General features: G+C 59.9%; 18 protein-coding genes. 10 read left to right on the plus strand and 8 right to left on the minus strand.

Annotated elements, in window-relative coordinates:
- Window positions 1-13 precede the first annotated feature (13 nt).
- The 5 genes from PspCFBP13528_RS05975 to recX all read left to right on the plus strand — a co-directional run bounded on the left by PspCFBP13528_RS05975 (window position 14) and on the right by recX (window position 3,259).
- Window positions 14-571 carry a glycoside hydrolase family 19 protein gene (locus PspCFBP13528_RS05975; protein ID WP_101219399.1) on the plus strand — a complete coding sequence of 186 codons (558 nt, stop codon included), beginning with the start codon at window positions 14-16 and terminating at the stop codon, window positions 569-571.
- Entirely contained in the window at window positions 559-1,059 is a 501-nt protein-coding gene (locus PspCFBP13528_RS05980; protein ID WP_137199806.1) for a lysis system i-spanin subunit Rz, read from the plus strand. The genes PspCFBP13528_RS05975 and PspCFBP13528_RS05980 overlap by 13 nt, the downstream gene beginning before the upstream one ends.
- Window positions 1,060-1,140: 81 nt before the next feature.
- Window positions 1,141-1,641 carry a CinA family protein gene (locus tag PspCFBP13528_RS05985; protein ID WP_137199807.1) on the plus strand — a complete coding sequence of 167 codons (501 nt, stop codon included), beginning with the start codon at window positions 1,141-1,143 and terminating at the stop codon, window positions 1,639-1,641.
- Between the two features lie 83 nt (window positions 1,642-1,724).
- On the plus strand, window positions 1,725-2,783 hold the full coding sequence (gene recA / locus PspCFBP13528_RS05990) for a recombinase RecA (protein ID WP_005785454.1): 1,059 nt from the start codon (window positions 1,725-1,727) through the stop codon (window positions 2,781-2,783).
- Between the two features lie 8 nt (window positions 2,784-2,791).
- Entirely contained in the window at window positions 2,792-3,259 is a 468-nt protein-coding gene (recX, locus tag PspCFBP13528_RS05995) for a recombination regulator RecX (RefSeq protein WP_065886030.1), read from the plus strand.
- A 70-nt stretch (window positions 3,260-3,329) separates the two neighbouring features.
- Here the strand turns inward: recX and PspCFBP13528_RS06000 are convergent, their stop codons facing one another.
- Together PspCFBP13528_RS06000 and PspCFBP13528_RS06005 are read right to left on the minus strand one after the other, a co-directional pair.
- The gene (locus PspCFBP13528_RS06000; protein ID WP_137199808.1) at window positions 3,330-4,442 is read right to left on the minus strand and encodes a TIGR00730 family Rossman fold protein; all 1,113 of its coding nucleotides are present in this window, start codon (window positions 4,440-4,442) and stop codon (window positions 3,330-3,332) included.
- Between the two features lie 295 nt (window positions 4,443-4,737).
- Window positions 4,738-5,172, minus strand: a complete 435-nt coding sequence (locus PspCFBP13528_RS06005; protein WP_065886032.1) for a PA3611 family quorum-sensing-regulated virulence factor — start codon at window positions 5,170-5,172, stop codon at window positions 4,738-4,740.
- A gap of 178 nt (window positions 5,173-5,350) precedes the next feature.
- On the opposite strand from PspCFBP13528_RS06005, the gene PspCFBP13528_RS06010 reads away from it, so the two are divergent.
- The 3 genes from PspCFBP13528_RS06010 (at window position 5,351) to PspCFBP13528_RS06020 (ending at window position 7,412) form a co-directional block, all read left to right on the plus strand.
- Entirely contained in the window at window positions 5,351-6,070 is a 720-nt protein-coding gene (locus PspCFBP13528_RS06010) for a tRNA-uridine aminocarboxypropyltransferase (protein ID WP_137199809.1), read from the plus strand.
- A 252-nt stretch (window positions 6,071-6,322) separates the two neighbouring features.
- Window positions 6,323-6,973 carry a response regulator transcription factor ErdR gene (erdR, locus tag PspCFBP13528_RS06015; RefSeq protein ID WP_003189050.1) on the plus strand — a complete coding sequence of 217 codons (651 nt, stop codon included), beginning with the start codon at window positions 6,323-6,325 and terminating at the stop codon, window positions 6,971-6,973.
- A 76-nt stretch (window positions 6,974-7,049) separates the two neighbouring features.
- Complete coding sequence (locus tag PspCFBP13528_RS06020) at window positions 7,050-7,412, plus strand: diacylglycerol kinase (RefSeq protein ID WP_003189051.1); 363 nt, start codon at window positions 7,050-7,052, stop codon at window positions 7,410-7,412.
- A gap of 3 nt (window positions 7,413-7,415) precedes the next feature.
- Here PspCFBP13528_RS06020 and PspCFBP13528_RS06025 read toward each other — a convergent pair whose 3' ends face one another.
- The gene (locus PspCFBP13528_RS06025) at window positions 7,416-8,342 is read right to left on the minus strand and encodes a LysR family transcriptional regulator (protein ID WP_010212678.1); all 927 of its coding nucleotides are present in this window, start codon (window positions 8,340-8,342) and stop codon (window positions 7,416-7,418) included.
- Window positions 8,343-8,466: 124 nt separating this feature from the next.
- Between PspCFBP13528_RS06025 and fpr the strand changes: the two genes are divergently transcribed.
- Complete coding sequence (gene fpr / locus PspCFBP13528_RS06030) at window positions 8,467-9,246, plus strand: ferredoxin-NADP reductase (protein WP_003172178.1); 780 nt, start codon at window positions 8,467-8,469, stop codon at window positions 9,244-9,246.
- 120 nt (window positions 9,247-9,366) lie between these two features.
- On the opposite strand, the gene tsaA is transcribed toward fpr, so the two are convergent.
- From tsaA to rimO, 5 genes are all read right to left on the minus strand, one after another.
- Complete coding sequence (gene tsaA, locus PspCFBP13528_RS06035; RefSeq protein ID WP_137199810.1) at window positions 9,367-10,062, minus strand: tRNA (N6-threonylcarbamoyladenosine(37)-N6)-methyltransferase TrmO; 696 nt, start codon at window positions 10,060-10,062, stop codon at window positions 9,367-9,369.
- A 70-nt stretch (window positions 10,063-10,132) separates the two neighbouring features.
- Window positions 10,133-10,594 (minus strand): DUF1456 family protein, encoded by a 462-nt coding sequence (locus PspCFBP13528_RS06040; protein ID WP_032893248.1) that lies wholly within the window; start codon window positions 10,592-10,594, stop codon window positions 10,133-10,135.
- A gap of 70 nt (window positions 10,595-10,664) precedes the next feature.
- Window positions 10,665-11,375: an rRNA pseudouridine synthase gene (locus PspCFBP13528_RS06045; RefSeq protein WP_065951858.1), complete on the minus strand. Its 711-nt coding sequence runs from the start codon at window positions 11,373-11,375 to the stop codon at window positions 10,665-10,667.
- 67 nt (window positions 11,376-11,442) lie between these two features.
- On the minus strand, window positions 11,443-11,910 hold the full coding sequence (locus PspCFBP13528_RS06050; protein WP_101219391.1) for a GNAT family N-acetyltransferase: 468 nt from the start codon (window positions 11,908-11,910) through the stop codon (window positions 11,443-11,445).
- A gap of 103 nt (window positions 11,911-12,013) precedes the next feature.
- Window positions 12,014-13,342 (minus strand): 30S ribosomal protein S12 methylthiotransferase RimO, encoded by a 1,329-nt coding sequence (rimO, locus tag PspCFBP13528_RS06055; protein WP_169959842.1) that lies wholly within the window; start codon window positions 13,340-13,342, stop codon window positions 12,014-12,016.
- Window positions 13,343-13,641: 299 nt separating this feature from the next.
- On the opposite strand from rimO, the gene PspCFBP13528_RS06060 reads away from it, so the two are divergent.
- Complete coding sequence (locus PspCFBP13528_RS06060) at window positions 13,642-15,543, plus strand: potassium transporter Kup (protein WP_065951891.1); 1,902 nt, start codon at window positions 13,642-13,644, stop codon at window positions 15,541-15,543.
- Window positions 15,544-15,676: the final 133 nt, after the last annotated feature.

Raw genomic sequence — 15,676 nt, forward strand, 5'->3', positions numbered from 1 at the left:
CAGAGTAGATCCCATGCAGATTACCCTTACCCAGCTAATTGATGTGATGCCTGGGGCCCGCCTTCGAGCGGGCATTTTTTTGTCCCCGTTAAATGCAGCCTTCGTTCGGTATGAGGTCAACAGTGCCAGGCGCATCGCCGCCTTCCTCGCTCAAATCGGCCACGAATCCGCCGAACTGCGCTACGTACGCGAACTGGGCAGCGATCAATACCTTGGCAAGTACGACACCGGCACCCTGGCCGCCCGCTTGGGGAACACCCCCGAGGCGGATGGCGATGGCCAGAAATACCGGGGCAGGGGGCTGATCCAGGTCACGGGACGGCGCAACTACCTGGCATGCAGCCAGGCACTGTTTGGCGATGAGCGCCTGTTGCAACAACCGCAGTTGCTGGAACAACCGCAGTGGGCGTGTGAGTCCGCCGCCTGGTTCTGGCACAGCAACGGCCTCAACGAGCTGGCGGATAAAGATCAATTCACCACCATTACCCGACGTATCAACGGCGGCGTTAACGGCCTGCAGGCGCGTGAGCAATTGTGGGCACGGGCGAAGGCGGTGCTATGCGTTGGCTAGGCACATTGCGTTGGGTCGGCGTTTGCCTGCTGCTTGCACTGGTGTGGCAAGTACAGGCCTGGCGCTATGGCGCGCAACTGGAGCGTCAGGCGGCCGGGCAGGCGCTGGCGCTCAGCCAGCAACACCAGGCCGCGCTCGAACAGCAACAGGCAGCACAGCAAAAGCGCCTGGCCCTGGAGCGACAACTCACTACCCGCGATCAACAACACATTCAGGAGTTGAGCGATGCCCAGCGTCACCAAGCTGCTCTGCGCGACCGCTTGGCCACTGCTGATGTGCGGTTGTCAGTCCTTCTCGACGCCACCGATGCCGCCGGCTGCACGCCAGTGCCAGCCGCCACCACCCCCGGCGGCGTGGTTCATGCAACCCCACGCGCCCGACTTGACCCGGCGCATGCTCAACGAATTATCCGCATCACCGACGACGGCGATAACGCCCTGATCGCCTTGCGTGCCTGTCAGGCGTATGTGCGGGCCGTCGCGCGTTAGGCTTTTGATGCATTCTGCAACTTGCATGACCGATGGGCTGCTGTAGGGTAGGCAAACCCCCGCCCATTCCTGGAGACGACCGTGAAGGAAATCACTCAACTGGCTGCTGAACTGGGGCGCCGTTTGCAGGTGCTCAATGCCCATGTCACCACCGCCGAGTCCTGCACCGGCGGTGGTATTGCCGAAGCCATTACGCGGATACCGGGCAGTTCGGCGTGGTTCGAGGCGGGCTATGTCACCTATTCCAACCGGCAGAAGACCCGGCAATTGAACGTGCCGGAAAAGCTGTTTGCCAACGTTGGCGCCGTCAGCCAGGAAGTGGTGGAGGCGATGGCGCGCGGGGCGCAGGAAAAAAGCCTGGCGCGCTTTGCCGTGGCGGTCAGCGGCGTGGCGGGCCCGGACGGTGATTCGCCGGACAAACCGGTGGGCACGGTATGGCTGGCGTTCGGCGTGGGCGATGAGGTCACGGCCGAGCGTGCGCACTTTCCCGGCAACCGTGACGAGGTCCGCCGACAAACGGTAAAGGCCGCACTGGAAGGCTTGTTGCGACGAGCTGCAGCAGAAATAGACAATCAGGGGTAGGCGATCTTCGATCTTTGTGGAACAATACTGTCTACTTATACAGGTGTTGGCCGTCAGGCCTTATTGATTACGTGAGGACTTTAATGGACGACAACAAGAAGAAAGCCTTGGCTGCGGCCCTGGGTCAGATCGAACGTCAATTCGGCAAGGGTGCCGTAATGCGTATGGGCGATCACGACCGTCAGGCGATCCCGGCTATTTCCACTGGCTCTCTGGGTCTGGATATCGCGCTCGGCATTGGCGGCCTGCCAAAAGGCCGTATCGTTGAGATCTACGGTCCTGAATCTTCCGGTAAAACCACCCTGACCCTGTCGGTGATTGCCCAGGCTCAGAAAATGGGCGCCACGTGCGCGTTCGTCGACGCCGAGCACGCCCTGGATCCTGAATACGCCGGCAAACTGGGCGTCAACGTTGACGACCTGCTGGTTTCGCAGCCGGACACCGGTGAGCAAGCCCTCGAAATCACCGACATGCTGGTGCGTTCCAACGCCATCGACGTAATCGTGGTCGACTCCGTGGCGGCGCTGGTACCGAAGGCAGAAATCGAAGGCGAAATGGGCGACATGCACGTGGGCCTGCAAGCCCGCCTGATGTCCCAGGCGCTGCGTAAAATCACCGGCAACATCAAGAACGCCAACTGCCTGGTGATCTTCATCAACCAGATCCGTATGAAAATCGGTGTGATGTTCGGTAGCCCGGAAACCACCACCGGTGGTAACGCGCTGAAGTTCTACGCTTCGGTCCGTCTGGATATCCGTCGTACCGGCGCGGTGAAGGAAGGTGACGAGGTTGTCGGTAGCGAAACCCGCGTTAAAGTCGTGAAGAACAAGGTGGCCCCGCCTTTCCGTCAGGCAGAGTTCCAGATTCTTTATGGCAAAGGCATCTACCTGAACGGCGAGATGATCGACTTGGGCGTACTTCACGGTTTTGTCGAGAAGTCCGGTGCCTGGTATGCCTACAACGGCAGCAAAATCGGTCAGGGCAAGGCCAACTCGGCCAAATTCCTGGCGGACAACCCGGATATCGCTGCCACGCTTGAGAAGCAGATTCGCGACAAGCTGCTGACCCCGGCACCAGACGTCAAGGCCGCCGCCAACCGCGAGCCGGTTGACGAGATGGAAGAAGCCGACACTGACATCTGAAACAAACGATGACTGTGGTACTGGATACACTCGTCGCCGTTCGGCGTACTGCGATGGACCTGCTCGCGCGCCGCGAGCATGGTCGAGTCGAACTGACGCGCAAATTGCGTCAGCGCGGCGCAGAGCCTGAAATGATCGAAACGGCCCTCGACCGGTTGACGGAAGAGGGGCTGTTGTCGGAATCCCGATACCTGGAAAGCTTTGTATCCTACCGCGCTCGGTCCGGTTATGGTCCCGCGCGGATTCGCGAAGAGTTGAGCCAGCGTGGCCTGCAACGTGCCGATATCGACCTCGCTTTGCGCGAATGCGGCATCAGCTGGCAGTCGCAGTTGGAAGAGACCTGGCGGCGCAAGTTTGCTGGGCATCTGCCGATTGATGCCAGGGAACGTGCGAAGCAAGGTCGTTTCCTGAGCTATCGCGGGTTTTCGATGGACATGATCAGTCGCTTGTTAAGCGGCCGGGACATGGACGACTGAACGCCACATTGATCGCAAAACAAAAGGCCCACTATGAAAATAGTGGGCCTTTTTTTTCGCCTGCAAAAAATCACGCGGGCTGAGGCACTCCTCGTTGTTGCACCTCACCCTGAGGCTGCACCCAATTTTCCGGTAAATTGATGTAGTCCACCAACTCGCGCAATCGCCCCTGGTCTCGGCCATTGAAGTTGAAGACCAGCCGCGTCAAATGACTGAACCTGGGTTCGTCATGCTCCTGGCCTGTGTAGGCAAGCTGCTGGAATTCTCCGCTCAGTCGAAGGCTGGCAAACTCATCCTGCAAATGGGCCAGGGCTTGATCACTGAGCGGATGGTTCATACGCACGACAAATTCACGCTTCAGCCAGCGCGTTGAATGGAAATTGGCATAAAACCGGTTGATCTCGTCCACGGCCTCTTCTGCGCTGTAGACCAGGCGTATGAGCTTGAGGTCGGTCGGCAGGATATAGCGGTTAGCCTCCAACTGGCTGCGGATAAAGTCCAGGGCGCCTTGCCAGAACCCGCCGCCTGGGGCGTCCAGCAGCACTACCGGTACCAGCGGGCTTTTGCCGGTCTGGATCAGGGTCAGCACTTCCAGGGCTTCGTCCAGGGTGCCAAAACCACCCGGGCACAGAATTAGTGCGTCGGCTTCCTTGACGAAGAACAGTTTGCGAGTGAAGAAAAAGTGGAAGGACAGTAGGTTGTCGGTGCCATCGATGGTTGGGTTGGCATGCTGTTCAAACGGCAGGGTGATGTTGAACCCCAGGCTGTGCTCCAGGCCCGCGCCTTCATGCGCCGCGGCCATGATGCCGCCGCCACCGCCGGTGATGACCATCAGGTCGGAACGTGCCAATGCCGCGCCGACCTCTCGAGCCAATGCATACAGGGGACTTTCCAGTGGCGTGCGTGCGGAACCGAACACCGTCACCTTGCGTCGTCCCTTGAATTGTTCGAGCACGCGGAAGGCATGGTCCAGCTCACGGATCGCGCGCAGGGTGATCTTGGCGTTCCAGCGGTCACGGTCGTCCTGCGCCATGCGCAGGACCGTGAGAATCATGTCGCGATAAAGGGGAATGTTCGGGCTGTTTGGCGCGACCAGCTGGAGTTGCGCGTCAACCTGCTGGGTGAGGTCGGTACCGTTTTGTTCAAAAAGATCGAGCAGGGGGGCGTTGGATTCATGAGGCATTCGACTTTCTCCTTCTTCACAGGGCCTGGGTCGCCGACGAGCGTCGTCAGGGGCCACGACACTGCATGTGTCGTTGCTTGTCGCAGGAGGGCAGGCCTCTTTTGCCCTGAAAGTATTACAGAACAGCAGGGAAAGACTGCTCTGGCGGGCGCATTGAATGACCTGATCATGGGCTGAAAAACCCTTGGCTGGCAACCGCTTATTGGTGATTGATCACGGCGTTCAGGTGCCGGCGGGCGCTGGAGCGGGGGAGTGGCGCGTCACCGGGCAGCAACGCGCGAGGTGCAAGGCAGGGTTACTTTTTCTTCTTGGACGGAGCCGGGCAGTCGGCTTCGGCGAACTTGACCGATGCGACAGGACGGTTGGTCTTGTTCTCGGTGATTTCGTAGCGCATGACCGCGCCCTTCGCCATCAGCTCGCGGTAGCCTGGGTTGGTGCAGACACTGCGACCCAATTGGAAATACACGGCCTTGGGGTTGGCACGCATCTGTTCGGCGCGGTCTGGCTGTACGCTGAGATGATCGATCAGTTGCATACCTTCAACGGTATAGGCCACTTCCAGGGTTTTCTCATCGATTTCCCGGGGCAGGTCCTTGTTGCTTTCGGTCGCGACGCTTTGCAGCTTGCGGTTCATTTGAGCCTCCAGCAGCGAGGCCGCGTGGGCGCCCATGGGCAAGGCCAGCGCAATAGCGACGGATGGGGCAACGAGGCGCAGCATGGAACGCAGCATCAAACTCTCCTGATTCGGTTACTGGTGCATAGACCAGCCACTGCGCTGTGCGTTCAGTGGCGCGCAATTATAGGTGAGCGCCGGCCACTACAGCCAGGCGTATCGCTGGTAAACTGCGCCCACTTCAATTGCTTTCGAGTTATCCCGTGTCGATTGACCCGTCTCTGTGGCGCATCCAATGAGCCACGCTGTCTCCCGCTTGCGCACCCAGCGCCTGGCCCGAGCCGTCAGGCCTTTCCTGAATCGGGGATCGCGTGCCGAGCGGTGCACTGGCTGCCGAGTGATTCCCGAGTACTGCCTGTGCGCGTGGCGACCAACGGTTGAAGCCAAATCGGCGATGTGCCTGTTGATGCACGACGTCGAACCGATGAAGCCCAGCAACACCGGCTGGCTGATCGCCGATGTTATCGACGACACCACCGCGTTCGCCTGGTCGCGCACCGAGGTCGACCCGGATCTGCTTACCTTGCTCGCCGATCCCCAGTGGCAGCCGTACATCGTGTTTCCCGGCGAATTCGTGGCGCCTGAACGGGTGGTCAGCGTGGTGGATGCACAGGAGGGCAAGCGCCCGCTGTTCATCCTGCTGGACGGCACGTGGAGCGAGGCCCGCAAGATGTTTCGCAAGAGCCCGTACCTGGAGCATTTGCCTGTGCTTAGCCTGGCGCCGGAGCAGTTGTCACGTTACAAGTTGCGCCGTTCCAAACGTGATGATCATTTCTGCACCGCCGAGGTGGCCGCGCTGTGCCTGGAGTTGGCCGATGATCAGGTGGCCAGCGAAGTCCTGGACGCCTACCTCGATGTCTTCAGCACGCACTATCTGGCCGCCAAGTTTCAGTTGCCCCTGGATGAGACGGACATTGTCCACACACGTTTGGCGCCCTATATCCCGGCGCCATGACCCGTCGACGTTTGCATGATGGCACCTTAATCACGCAACCCGCTAAAATCCCCATGGGCGTAGTGCTTGACCCCCCAGGCTGCGCTGGGCATGCTGGGCGCCGATTGGGGCGCTACCTTGGTTTTTCGACGTTGTTTTGCGTGTTTTTGACGTTGAGCGTGCCCCGTGGCGATGGCTGCCTGGCCGTTGCCTTGTGTACTGGCGAACCCTGAACCCATCAGGGCTCCCGTAAAAAACAGGATCATTTAATCAATGGCCACATACGAAATCCTGATAGCCGATGACCACCCGCTGTTTCGCAGTGCGCTGCATCAGGCCGTAACCCTGGGCCTTGGCCCGGATGTGCGACTGGTCGAAGTCGCCAGCATTGCCGAGTTGGAAGCCCGCTTGACCGAAAAATCCGACTGGGACCTGGTGCTGCTCGACCTGAACATGCCCGGTGCCTATGGTTTTTCGGGGCTGGTGTTGCTGCGCGGGCAATATCCGCAGATCCCCGTGGTGATGGTCTCGGCTCAGGAAGAGGCCGACGTGGTGGTGCGTTCCAAGGAATTCGGCGCCAGCGGCTTCATTCCCAAGTCCAGCGCGATGGAAGATATCCAGAAGGCTGTGCGCACGGTATTGGACGGCGATGTGTCCTGGCCGCCGCAAGCATTTGAAGAAATCAACGTGTCCGACGAAGCCAAGGCAGCCCGCGATGGCCTGGCCAGCTTGACGCCTCAGCAGTTCCGCGTGTTGACCATGGTCTGTGAAGGCCTGTTGAACAAGCAGATTGCCTACGAGCTGAGCGTGTCGGAAGCGACGATCAAGGCCCATGTCACCGCGATTTTCCGCAAGTTGGGCGTACGTACGCGGACCCAGGCAGCGTTACTCCTGCAACAACTTGAGTCAATTTCGCAGCATTAGGCTGTCACCGATTCACGCTTTTTTGACTTTGCGTGCTCTAGTTTCCCCACTCCTTTTGGTTCAGTTGCCTACATCTATGTCGCCTTTCAAGGGTCAAACCGGTATCAAACGTATCTTCAACGCAGGGGGCTATTCCCTGGATGGCCTGCGCGCGGCCTTCACCGGCGAGGCGGCGTTCCGTCAGTTGGTGCTGCTGAACGTCATCCTGATTCCGTTGAGTTTTTTCCTGCAGGTCAGCCGCGTCGAACGCGCATTGCTGATTGCCGTGTGCCTGCTGGCCCTGATCGTAGAATTGCTCAATTCAGCCGTGGAGGCGGCCATCGACCGTATTTCCCTGGACCGCCACCCTTTGTCGAAAAACGCCAAGGACATGGGCAGCGCCGCGCAATTCGTGGCCTTGACCATGATCACGCTGGTGTGGGCGGTAATTCTGATCTAACGGTCAGGCGATGCTCGGCAGCACGATCTCGTCACTGCGCTGAACCCCGGCGGTAAACGCGCGGCACAGCTCCAGGAACTCGCGCATCGCCGAGGTCTGGTACTTCTGTTTATGCCAGATGAAGTAGAACTGCCGGGCCAGGTCCAGGTCCGGGGTCTCTACCGGCACCAGGCTGCCACGACGAAACGCATCGCGCAGTGCCAGTCGCGAAATGCAACCAATCCCCAGACCTGATTCCACAGCCCGTTTGATCGCCTCGGTGTGTTCCAGCTCCAGGCGGATATTCAATGCGCTGCGGTGATGGCGCATGGCCTGATCAAACGTCAGGCGCGTGCCCGAGCCTTGTTCGCGCAGGATCCACGCTTCATGGGTCAGCTCATCCATGCTTGCCACGCCACGTTTGGCCAAATGATGCTGGGGCGCGCAAAACACCACCAGCTCATCCTCCACCCAGGTTTGCACCTCGATGTCCGGGTGGCTGCAGTCGCCTTCGATTAGACCCAGGTCAATTTCGTAATGCGCCACCTGATGCACGATATGGGCAGTGTTTTGCACATGCAGCTTCACCTGGCTCTCTGGATGCTGCTGCATGAAGCTGCCGATCAACAGGGTCGCCAGGTAATTGCCGATCGTCAGGGTGGCGCCCACCGCCAGTGAGCCGAAGCCGGACTTGCCATTGAGCAGGTCCTCGATCTCCTTGGCCTGGTCCAGCAGCGCCACCGCCTGCGGCAACAGTTGATGACCGAGGGCGTTGAGGCTCAGGCGTTTACCGGCGCGGTCGAATAATTGGCAGCTGGATTGGCGCTCCAGCTCGGTGATCGATGTGCTGGCGGCGGATTGAGATAAGGCCAGCAGGCCAGCAGCGCGGGAGACGCTTTCCTGCTGGGCGACGGCGACGAAGACTTGCAGTTGACGGAGAGTAAATCGCATATCGATATAACCGATAACCCTTATCTTAATAATCCAGTTAACAGATATTGTCGCCGCCATTAGAATGCTGTGCAATTGCGCACTTCACATTTGGCGCAGACCCATTTCCAGGAGTTCCCCGTACATGAGCAACATGAACCACGAACGTGTCCTCAGTGTTCATCACTGGAACGACACTCTGTTCAGCTTCAAGTGCACCCGTGATCCGGGTCTGCGCTTCGAGAACGGTCAGTTCGTGATGATCGGCCTGCAACAGCCCAACGGCCGCCCGCTCATGCGCGCTTACTCCATTGCCAGCCCGAACTGGGAAGAGCATCTGGAGTTCTTCAGCATCAAGGTGCCGGATGGCCCGCTGACGTCCCAGTTGCAGCACTTGAAGGAAGGCGACGAGATCATCATCAGCAAAAAACCGACAGGCACCCTGGTGCTTGACGATTTGAAGCCGGGCAAGCACCTGTACCTGCTCAGCACCGGTACGGGGCTCGCGCCATTCATGAGCGTGATCCAGGACCCGGAGACCTACGAGCGCTTTGAAAAAGTCATCCTGTGCCACGGCGTGCGTTACGTCAACGAAGTCGCTTACCGCGAATTCATCACCGAGCACCTGCCGCAGAACGAATTCTTCGGTGAGGCCTTGCGTGAAAAGTTGATCTACTACCCGACCGTGACCCGCGAGCCGTTCGAAAACGAAGGTCGCCTGACCGACCTGATGCGCAGCGGCAAGCTGTTCAGCGACATCGGCCTGCCACCGATCAACCCCGAGGACGACCGCGCCATGCTGTGCGGCAGCCCAAGCATGTTGGACGAGACCAGCGAAGTGTTGAACAGCTTCGGCCTGAAGGTTTCGCCACGTATGCGTGAGCCGGGTGACTACCTGATTGAGCGTGCGTTCGTCGAAAAATAAACGCGATCAAAAAATGTGGGAGGGGGCTTGCCCCCGATAGCAGTGTGTCAGTCAACTCATCTGTGACTGATCCATCGCAATCGGGGGCAAGCCCCCTCCCACATTTAGTTTCCGCTCCAGTCAGTTAGCTGGCAGTACTTCCAGCACACAAATCATTCCCGGTTCGGGATAGTGCCAACGCACATCCACATCCCAGAACTGCGCGCCATATTCGCGCTCGGGCCCAGGCGTCTGGTAGGCCGGTCGCGGATCCTGTGCCAGGCACTGATCAATCAGCTCCACCAACGGTTCACCCAGACGCTGGGCATGGCCCTGCGCTTGTTGCAGCGCGGTCTTGAGCCACTGCACGCCAATCAGGGGCGGCGCGCCACTGGCGATGCTGTTGGTGGCCGTGTCGATGATATCGGCGTACGGCACATACGGCTTGATATCCAGCACCGGCGTGCCATCGAGCAGGTCAATCCCGGAAATCCACAACCGCCCCGGTTCCACCTTGTCCAGTTTCACCACTGACTGACCAATGCCGTTAGGCCGATGGGTGGCGCGGGTCGCAAACACGCCCATGGACGTATTGCCACCCAGGCGCGGCGGGCGCACTTTCAGGCGTGGCTTGTCCTCCAGGGCCTGATGAAACAGAAACAGCAGCCACACATGGCTGACCTGCTCCAGTCCCTGCACCGCCTCGCCGCTGTCGAACGGCGCCACCAGTTCCAGCACACCGCGGGCGGCCGGCGCCAGTTGCGGCTGGCGCGGGATGGCGAACTTCTCCTTGAAGCAGGAGCGTACGAAGCCGACGGGCGAGACCTGATAGGCCATTGCTGGAGCCTCAAGTGGCAAGCCGCAAGCCACAAGCTCTTATCTTGCGGCTTGAAGCTTATGGCTGTTGTTAGGCTCTGACGCGCAGCGTCAGACCCTTGAGGAAATTGCGCAACAACTGATCGCCACAGGTGCGGTAGTTGGTGTGACCGAACTTGCGGAACAGCGCGCTCAGCTCGGGCTTGGACACCGGGAACTCGGCGGCCTTGAGGATGGCGTGCATGTCGTCTTCCTTCAGTTCGAAGGCCACGCGCAGTTTTTTCAGGATAATGTTGTTGGTCACCGGGGTTTCGATCGGCTGCGGTGGACGGCTTTCATCCTTGCCGCGCTTGAAAATCACCAAGCCGTCGAGGAAATGCGCCATCACCTCATCCGGGCAGAACACAAAGCCTTCTTCCTCATCTTTCTTGAGGTAGGTGAGCAGGTCGTCCTTGGTCACGTCCATGCCGCCGAGCTTGATGATCTCGACCATCTTGTTATCGCTGATGTCGAGCATGTAGCGCACGCTGCGCAGTACGTCGTTGTGAATCATGGTGGGCAATCCTGGTTTTCAACGGGGTAGACACCACCCAATCAGGCAGTGTCGGGAAAAAGGCAACGGCTTAGAACTTCTCTTTGCCGGACAGGTAACGCCATTGGCCCACCGGCACTTTGCCAATGGACACGCCGCCAATGCGGATGCGGCGGATGGCGACGACTTTCAGGCCAACGGCTTCGCAGAACAGCGCAATAACGCCTGGCTGCGGGTTTTTCAGCGCGAAACGCAGGCGGTTTTCGTTCTGCCAGCTGGCTTTCACGGCCGGCAGCTCCTTGCCCTTGTAGGTCAGGCCGTGGTTCAGGCGGTTGAGGCCGTGGGCGACCATGTCGCCTTCGACTTCCACCACGTATTCCTGCTCGATCTTGGCTGCATCCGCGGTCAATTTACGCAGGATCTTCCAGTCCTGAGTGAACACCAGCAGGCCGCTGGCCTTGGCTTGCAGGTCGGCGCTGGCGGTCAGGCGCAGGAAGTGGCCTTTTAGCGGGCGCTTGCTGAAGCGGTGTTCTTCCGACAAGGTTTCGGCGCTGATCGACGCCATGGCCGTCTCGGCATCCATGCCCGCCGGGGCGTGCAACAGGATGGTCACCGGCTCTGGCACGGTGGCCTTGGCTTCGGGGTCCAGCTCGACCTTCTGGGTGGTGACCTTGAACTGCGGTTCGTCGATCACTTCACCGTCCACCGAGACCCAGCCGCCTTCGATAAACAGCTCAGCCTCCCGACGGGAGCAACCGACCAGTTCGATAAGGCGTTTGGAGAGGCGTATGGGGTCAGTCATGACATGGGCCGTAACAAAAGGGGGCGGCTATTGTACCTGCCTGGCGCCGGTTAATCCCGGTCCCATTTCAGCCACTGCGTATTTGCTGCTGGCGCAGGCGCATATGCAGTAACGGATAGGGCTGGCCCAGGCCATCGTGCTCTGTGCGTCCGATCACCTCAAAGCCTTGCTTGAGGTAAAAACCCAGCGCCTGCGGATTCTGCTCATTCACATCCAGCTCATCGGCATTCATGCAATCGATGGCATAGCGCAGCAACTGCCGGCCCAGGCCCTGGCCACGGTGCAGGGGGTCGATAAACAGCATTTCCACCTTACCTGCCGCTACGCCGGCAAACCCGGTAATGCGCTGGGTCGAATCCTTGGTACACACGAGCATTACTGCATCCAGATAGCGCGTCAGCACCAGCTCTCTGAGCAACACGATGTAACTCTCCGGCAAAAAGTCATGAGTGGCGCGCACCGAGGCCTCCCAGATTCTCGCCAGCTCGGGGTAATCGCTATTGTTGGGGGTGTGGATAACCGAGTGCTCACGCATGCCCGCTGTCTCTTGTCGAAATAGGTGTTGATGGGCAAAACGATAGACCTAAAAAAGCCCCGCATCTTGTCCGGAAGCAGGGCTTTTTCAATTCTTTACAGCTTTAGTCGCGCTTTTGCGCCCACAGGTCGTACTCGTCGGCATCGGTCACGGTGCACCAGACCTTGTCACCCGGCTTCAAACCGCTGGCATCGTCGATAAACACGTTACCGTCGATTTCCGGTGCATCGAAGAAGCAGCGGCCAACCGCGCCTTGCTCGTCGACTTCGTCGATCAGCACTTCGATTTCCTTGCCGATGCGCAGTTGCAGGCGCGCCGAGCTGATAGCCTGCTGGTGCGCCATGAAACGCTCCCAACGGTCCTGCTTGACGTCATCCGGCACCACGGCCAGGTCCAGCAGGTTGGCCGGAGCGCCTTCGACCGGCGAGTACTGGAAGCAGCCGACGCGGTCCAGCTGGGCTTCGGTCAGCCAGTCCAGCAGGTACTGGAAGTCTTCTTCGGTTTCGCCGGGGAAGCCCACAATGAAGGTCGAACGAATAATCAGATCGGGGCAGATTTCGCGCCAGTTCTTGATGCGCGCCAGGGTCTTGTCTTCGAAGGCCGGGCGCTTCATGGCCTTGAGCACTTTGGGGCTGGCATGCTGGAACGGGATGTCCAGGTACGGCAGGATCTTGCCGGCGGCCATCAATGGAATCAGCTCGTCCACGTGCGGATACGGGTAAACATAGTGCAGGCGCACCCACACGCCCAGGCTGCTGAGCGCTTCGCAGAGTTCGGTCATGCGGGTTTTCACCGGCGCGCCGTTCCAGAAGCCGGTGCGGTATTTCACGTCGACGCCGTAGGCGCTGGTGTCCTGGGAGATCACCAGCAGCTCTTTCACGCCGGATTTGACCAGGCGCTGGGCCTCGTCCAGCACATCGCCCACCGGGCGGCTGACCAGCTTGCCGCGCATCGACGGGATGATACAGAAGCTGCAGCTGTGATTGCAGCCTTCGGAAATCTTCAGGTAAGCGTAGTGGCGCGGCGTCAGCTTGATGCCTTGCGGCGGCACCAGGTCGATCAGCGGGTTGTGGTCCTGGCGCGGTGGCACCACGTCGTGCACGGCGTTGACCACCTGCTCGTACTGCTGCGGGCCGGTCACGGCGAGCACGCTTGGGTGGACGTTGCGGATATTGCCTTCTTCCACGCCCATGCAGCCGGTCACGATGACCTTGCCGTTTTCCTTGATGGCTTCGCCGATCACTTCCAGGGACTCTGCCTTGGCCGAGTCGATGAAACCACAGGTGTTGACCACCACCACGTCCGCGTCCTGGTAAGTGGACACGACGTCATAACCTTCCATGCGCAGTTGCGTGAGAATGCGCTCGGAGTCGACCAGAGCCTTCGGGCAACCCAGGGAAACAAAGCCAACCTTGGGGTTGGCTTTTGCGATGGTGGTGGACATGTCTAACCTCGGTATCGAATGACGCCGCCACCGTGGAGGGCAGGCAGCGGACGGGCGCTTGGTGCGCCTCTGATCAAAAAGTGCGCAATTCTAGCGGCGGGCAACGCACTTGACCAGCTTTATGCAGGGAAATGCGACGAGCGCTGCGCTATGCTTCGCGCCGTTGCGCGTAGGTAAAATCCTAAGGTCAACAAAACGTCTGTTACGAGAAGTAAAACGGCGCATGCTACGGTCAGTTTGAGCACGTTGTTTATAAGCGACCTCAGGTCAAAGGGCAGGAGTGGTTGATGGGTCAGGCAAGTAGTCAGGCAGCGAGTGCCGAGCATTCGAACGCCAAGCCGATTGGCATGCTGGTAGCAGCGGTCGGGGTGGTGTATGGCGATATCGGGACCAGCCCGCTCTACACCCTTAAAGAGGTGTTCAATGGCGGTTACGGGGTGCAGGTCAACCATGACGGGGTATTGGGGATCCTGGCGCTGATCTTCTGGTCGCTGATCTGGGTCGTGTCGATCAAATACATGCTGTTCGTGCTGCGCGCCGACAACCAGGGCGAAGGCGGCATCATGGCGCTCACCGCCCTGGCACGCCGTGCGGCAGGGGAGCGCAGGAAATTGCGCAGTTTCCTGGTGGTGTGCGGCTTGTGCGGCGCGGCGCTGTTCTACGGCGACAGCATGATCACCCCGGCGATTTCGGTGTTGTCGGCCGTGGAGGGCCTTGAGCTGGCGTTCGACGGCCTGGAAAGGTGGGTAGTGCCCATCGCGCTGGTGGTCCTGGTGGCGCTGTTCCTGATCCAGAAACACGGCACTGATCGCATCGGCAAGCTGTTCGGGCCGGTGATGGTGACCTGGTTCCTGGTGCTGGGCGGCCTTGGCGTGTATGGCATCACCTTGCACCCTGAAGTGCTCAGCGCCATGAACCCGATGTGGGCCGTGCGCTTCTTCGAGGCTCACCCCGGCATCGGCGTGGCCATCCTCGGCGCGGTGGTGCTGGCGCTGACCGGCGCCGAAGCGTTGTATGCCGACATGGGCCACTTCGGTCGCAAACCCATCGCCCGTGCCTGGTTCATCCTGGTGTTGCCGGCGCTGGTGCTCAACTATTTCGGCCAGGGCGCCATGTTGCTGGGCGACCCGGAAGCGGCCCGCAACCCGTTCTACCTGCTGGCGCCGAGCTGGGCGCTGATTCCGCTGGTGGTGCTGTCGACCCTGGCCACCGTGATTGCCTCCCAGGCGGTGATTTCCGGTGCGTTTTCCCTGACGCGCCAGGCCATCCAGCTGGGTTATATCCCGCGCATGCACATTCAACATACCTCCAGCGCCGAACAGGGCCAGATCTATATTGGCGCGGTGAACTGGTCGCTGATGGTGGGCGTGATCCTGCTGGTGCTGGGCTTCGAATCCTCCGGTGCGCTGGCGTCCGCCTATGGCGTGGCGGTGACCGGCACCATGCTGATGACCACGATCCTGGTGTCTGCGGTGATGCTGCTGTTGTGGAAATGGCCACCGGTACTGGCCGTGCCGGTGTTGCTCTGCTGTCTGTTGGTGGACGGGCTGTACTTTGCCGCCAACGTGCCGAAGATCATCCAGGGCGGCGCCTTCCCGGTGTTGGCGGGGATTGTGCTGTTCGTGCTGATGACCACCTGGAAGCGCGGCAAGCAATTGCTCGTCGAGCGCCTCGACGAGGGCGGCCTGCCGCTGCCGATATTTATCGGCAGTATCCGTGTGCAGCCGCCTCATCGCGTGCAGGGCACGGCAGTATTTCTCACGGCGCGCCCCGACGCCGTACCCCATGCGCTGCTGCACAACCTGCTGCATAACCAGGTGCTGCACGAGCAGGTGGTGCTGCTGACCGTGGTCTACGAAGACATCCCGCGTGTGCCTGCGGCGCGGCGTTTCGAAGTGGACGCCTATGGCGAAGGGTTCTTCCGGGTGATCCTGCACTTTGGTTTTACCGATGAGCCGGACGTGCCTGAGGCGCTGAAACTGTGCCATCTGGATGAACTGGATTTCAGCCCGATGCGCACCACCTACTTCCTCAGCCGTGAAACCGTGATCGCCTCGCGTATCAAAGGCATGGCGCGCTGGCGCGAAGCGTTGTTCGCGTTCATGTTGAAGAATGCCAACGGCAACCTGCGCTTCTTCAAACTCCCGGTCAACCGGGTGATCGAGCTGGGCACCCAGGTCGAAATGTAAGGCGCTGCAGCACGGGAGCCGGCAATCGGCTCCCGGTTTACTTCTGAACGGTTTACTTCTGAACCGTTTAACTCTGAACCGTTTCCTCTGAACCCTGTGCGATCGGTCGTTGTCGACTAGGCTCTAAGCACCA

Origin of the sequence: Pseudomonas sp. CFBP13528, assembly GCF_005233615.1 — a bacterium.
GTDB lineage: Bacteria > Pseudomonadota > Gammaproteobacteria > Pseudomonadales > Pseudomonadaceae > Aquipseudomonas > Aquipseudomonas fluorescens_AM.

Excerpts from the sequence above, each read along its gene's own strand:
- PspCFBP13528_RS05975 (WP_101219399.1), top strand. The coding sequence starts at position 14 with ATGCAGATTACCCTTACCCAGCTAATTGATGTGATGCCTGGGGCCCGC.
- PspCFBP13528_RS05980 (WP_137199806.1), top strand. The coding sequence starts at position 559 with ATGCGTTGGCTAGGCACATTGCGTTGGGTCGGCGTTTGCCTGCTGCTT.
- recA (WP_005785454.1), top strand. The coding sequence starts at position 1,725 with ATGGACGACAACAAGAAGAAAGCCTTGGCTGCGGCCCTGGGTCAGATC.
- recX (WP_065886030.1), top strand. The coding sequence starts at position 2,792 with ATGACTGTGGTACTGGATACACTCGTCGCCGTTCGGCGTACTGCGATG.
- PspCFBP13528_RS06000 (WP_137199808.1), bottom strand. The coding sequence starts at position 4,442 with ATGCCTCATGAATCCAACGCCCCCCTGCTCGATCTTTTTGAACAAAAC.
- PspCFBP13528_RS06005 (WP_065886032.1), bottom strand. The coding sequence starts at position 5,172 with ATGCTGCGTTCCATGCTGCGCCTCGTTGCCCCATCCGTCGCTATTGCG.
- PspCFBP13528_RS06010 (WP_137199809.1), top strand. The coding sequence starts at position 5,351 with ATGAGCCACGCTGTCTCCCGCTTGCGCACCCAGCGCCTGGCCCGAGCC.
- erdR (WP_003189050.1), top strand. The coding sequence starts at position 6,323 with ATGGCCACATACGAAATCCTGATAGCCGATGACCACCCGCTGTTTCGC.
- PspCFBP13528_RS06020 (WP_003189051.1), top strand. The coding sequence starts at position 7,050 with ATGTCGCCTTTCAAGGGTCAAACCGGTATCAAACGTATCTTCAACGCA.
- PspCFBP13528_RS06025 (WP_010212678.1), bottom strand. The coding sequence starts at position 8,342 with ATGCGATTTACTCTCCGTCAACTGCAAGTCTTCGTCGCCGTCGCCCAG.
- fpr (WP_003172178.1), top strand. The coding sequence starts at position 8,467 with ATGAGCAACATGAACCACGAACGTGTCCTCAGTGTTCATCACTGGAAC.
- tsaA (WP_137199810.1), bottom strand. The coding sequence starts at position 10,062 with ATGGCCTATCAGGTCTCGCCCGTCGGCTTCGTACGCTCCTGCTTCAAG.
- PspCFBP13528_RS06040 (WP_032893248.1), bottom strand. The coding sequence starts at position 10,594 with ATGATTCACAACGACGTACTGCGCAGCGTGCGCTACATGCTCGACATC.
- PspCFBP13528_RS06045 (WP_065951858.1), bottom strand. The coding sequence starts at position 11,375 with ATGACTGACCCCATACGCCTCTCCAAACGCCTTATCGAACTGGTCGGT.
- PspCFBP13528_RS06050 (WP_101219391.1), bottom strand. The coding sequence starts at position 11,910 with ATGCGTGAGCACTCGGTTATCCACACCCCCAACAATAGCGATTACCCC.
- PspCFBP13528_RS06060 (WP_065951891.1), top strand. The coding sequence starts at position 13,642 with ATGGGTCAGGCAAGTAGTCAGGCAGCGAGTGCCGAGCATTCGAACGCC.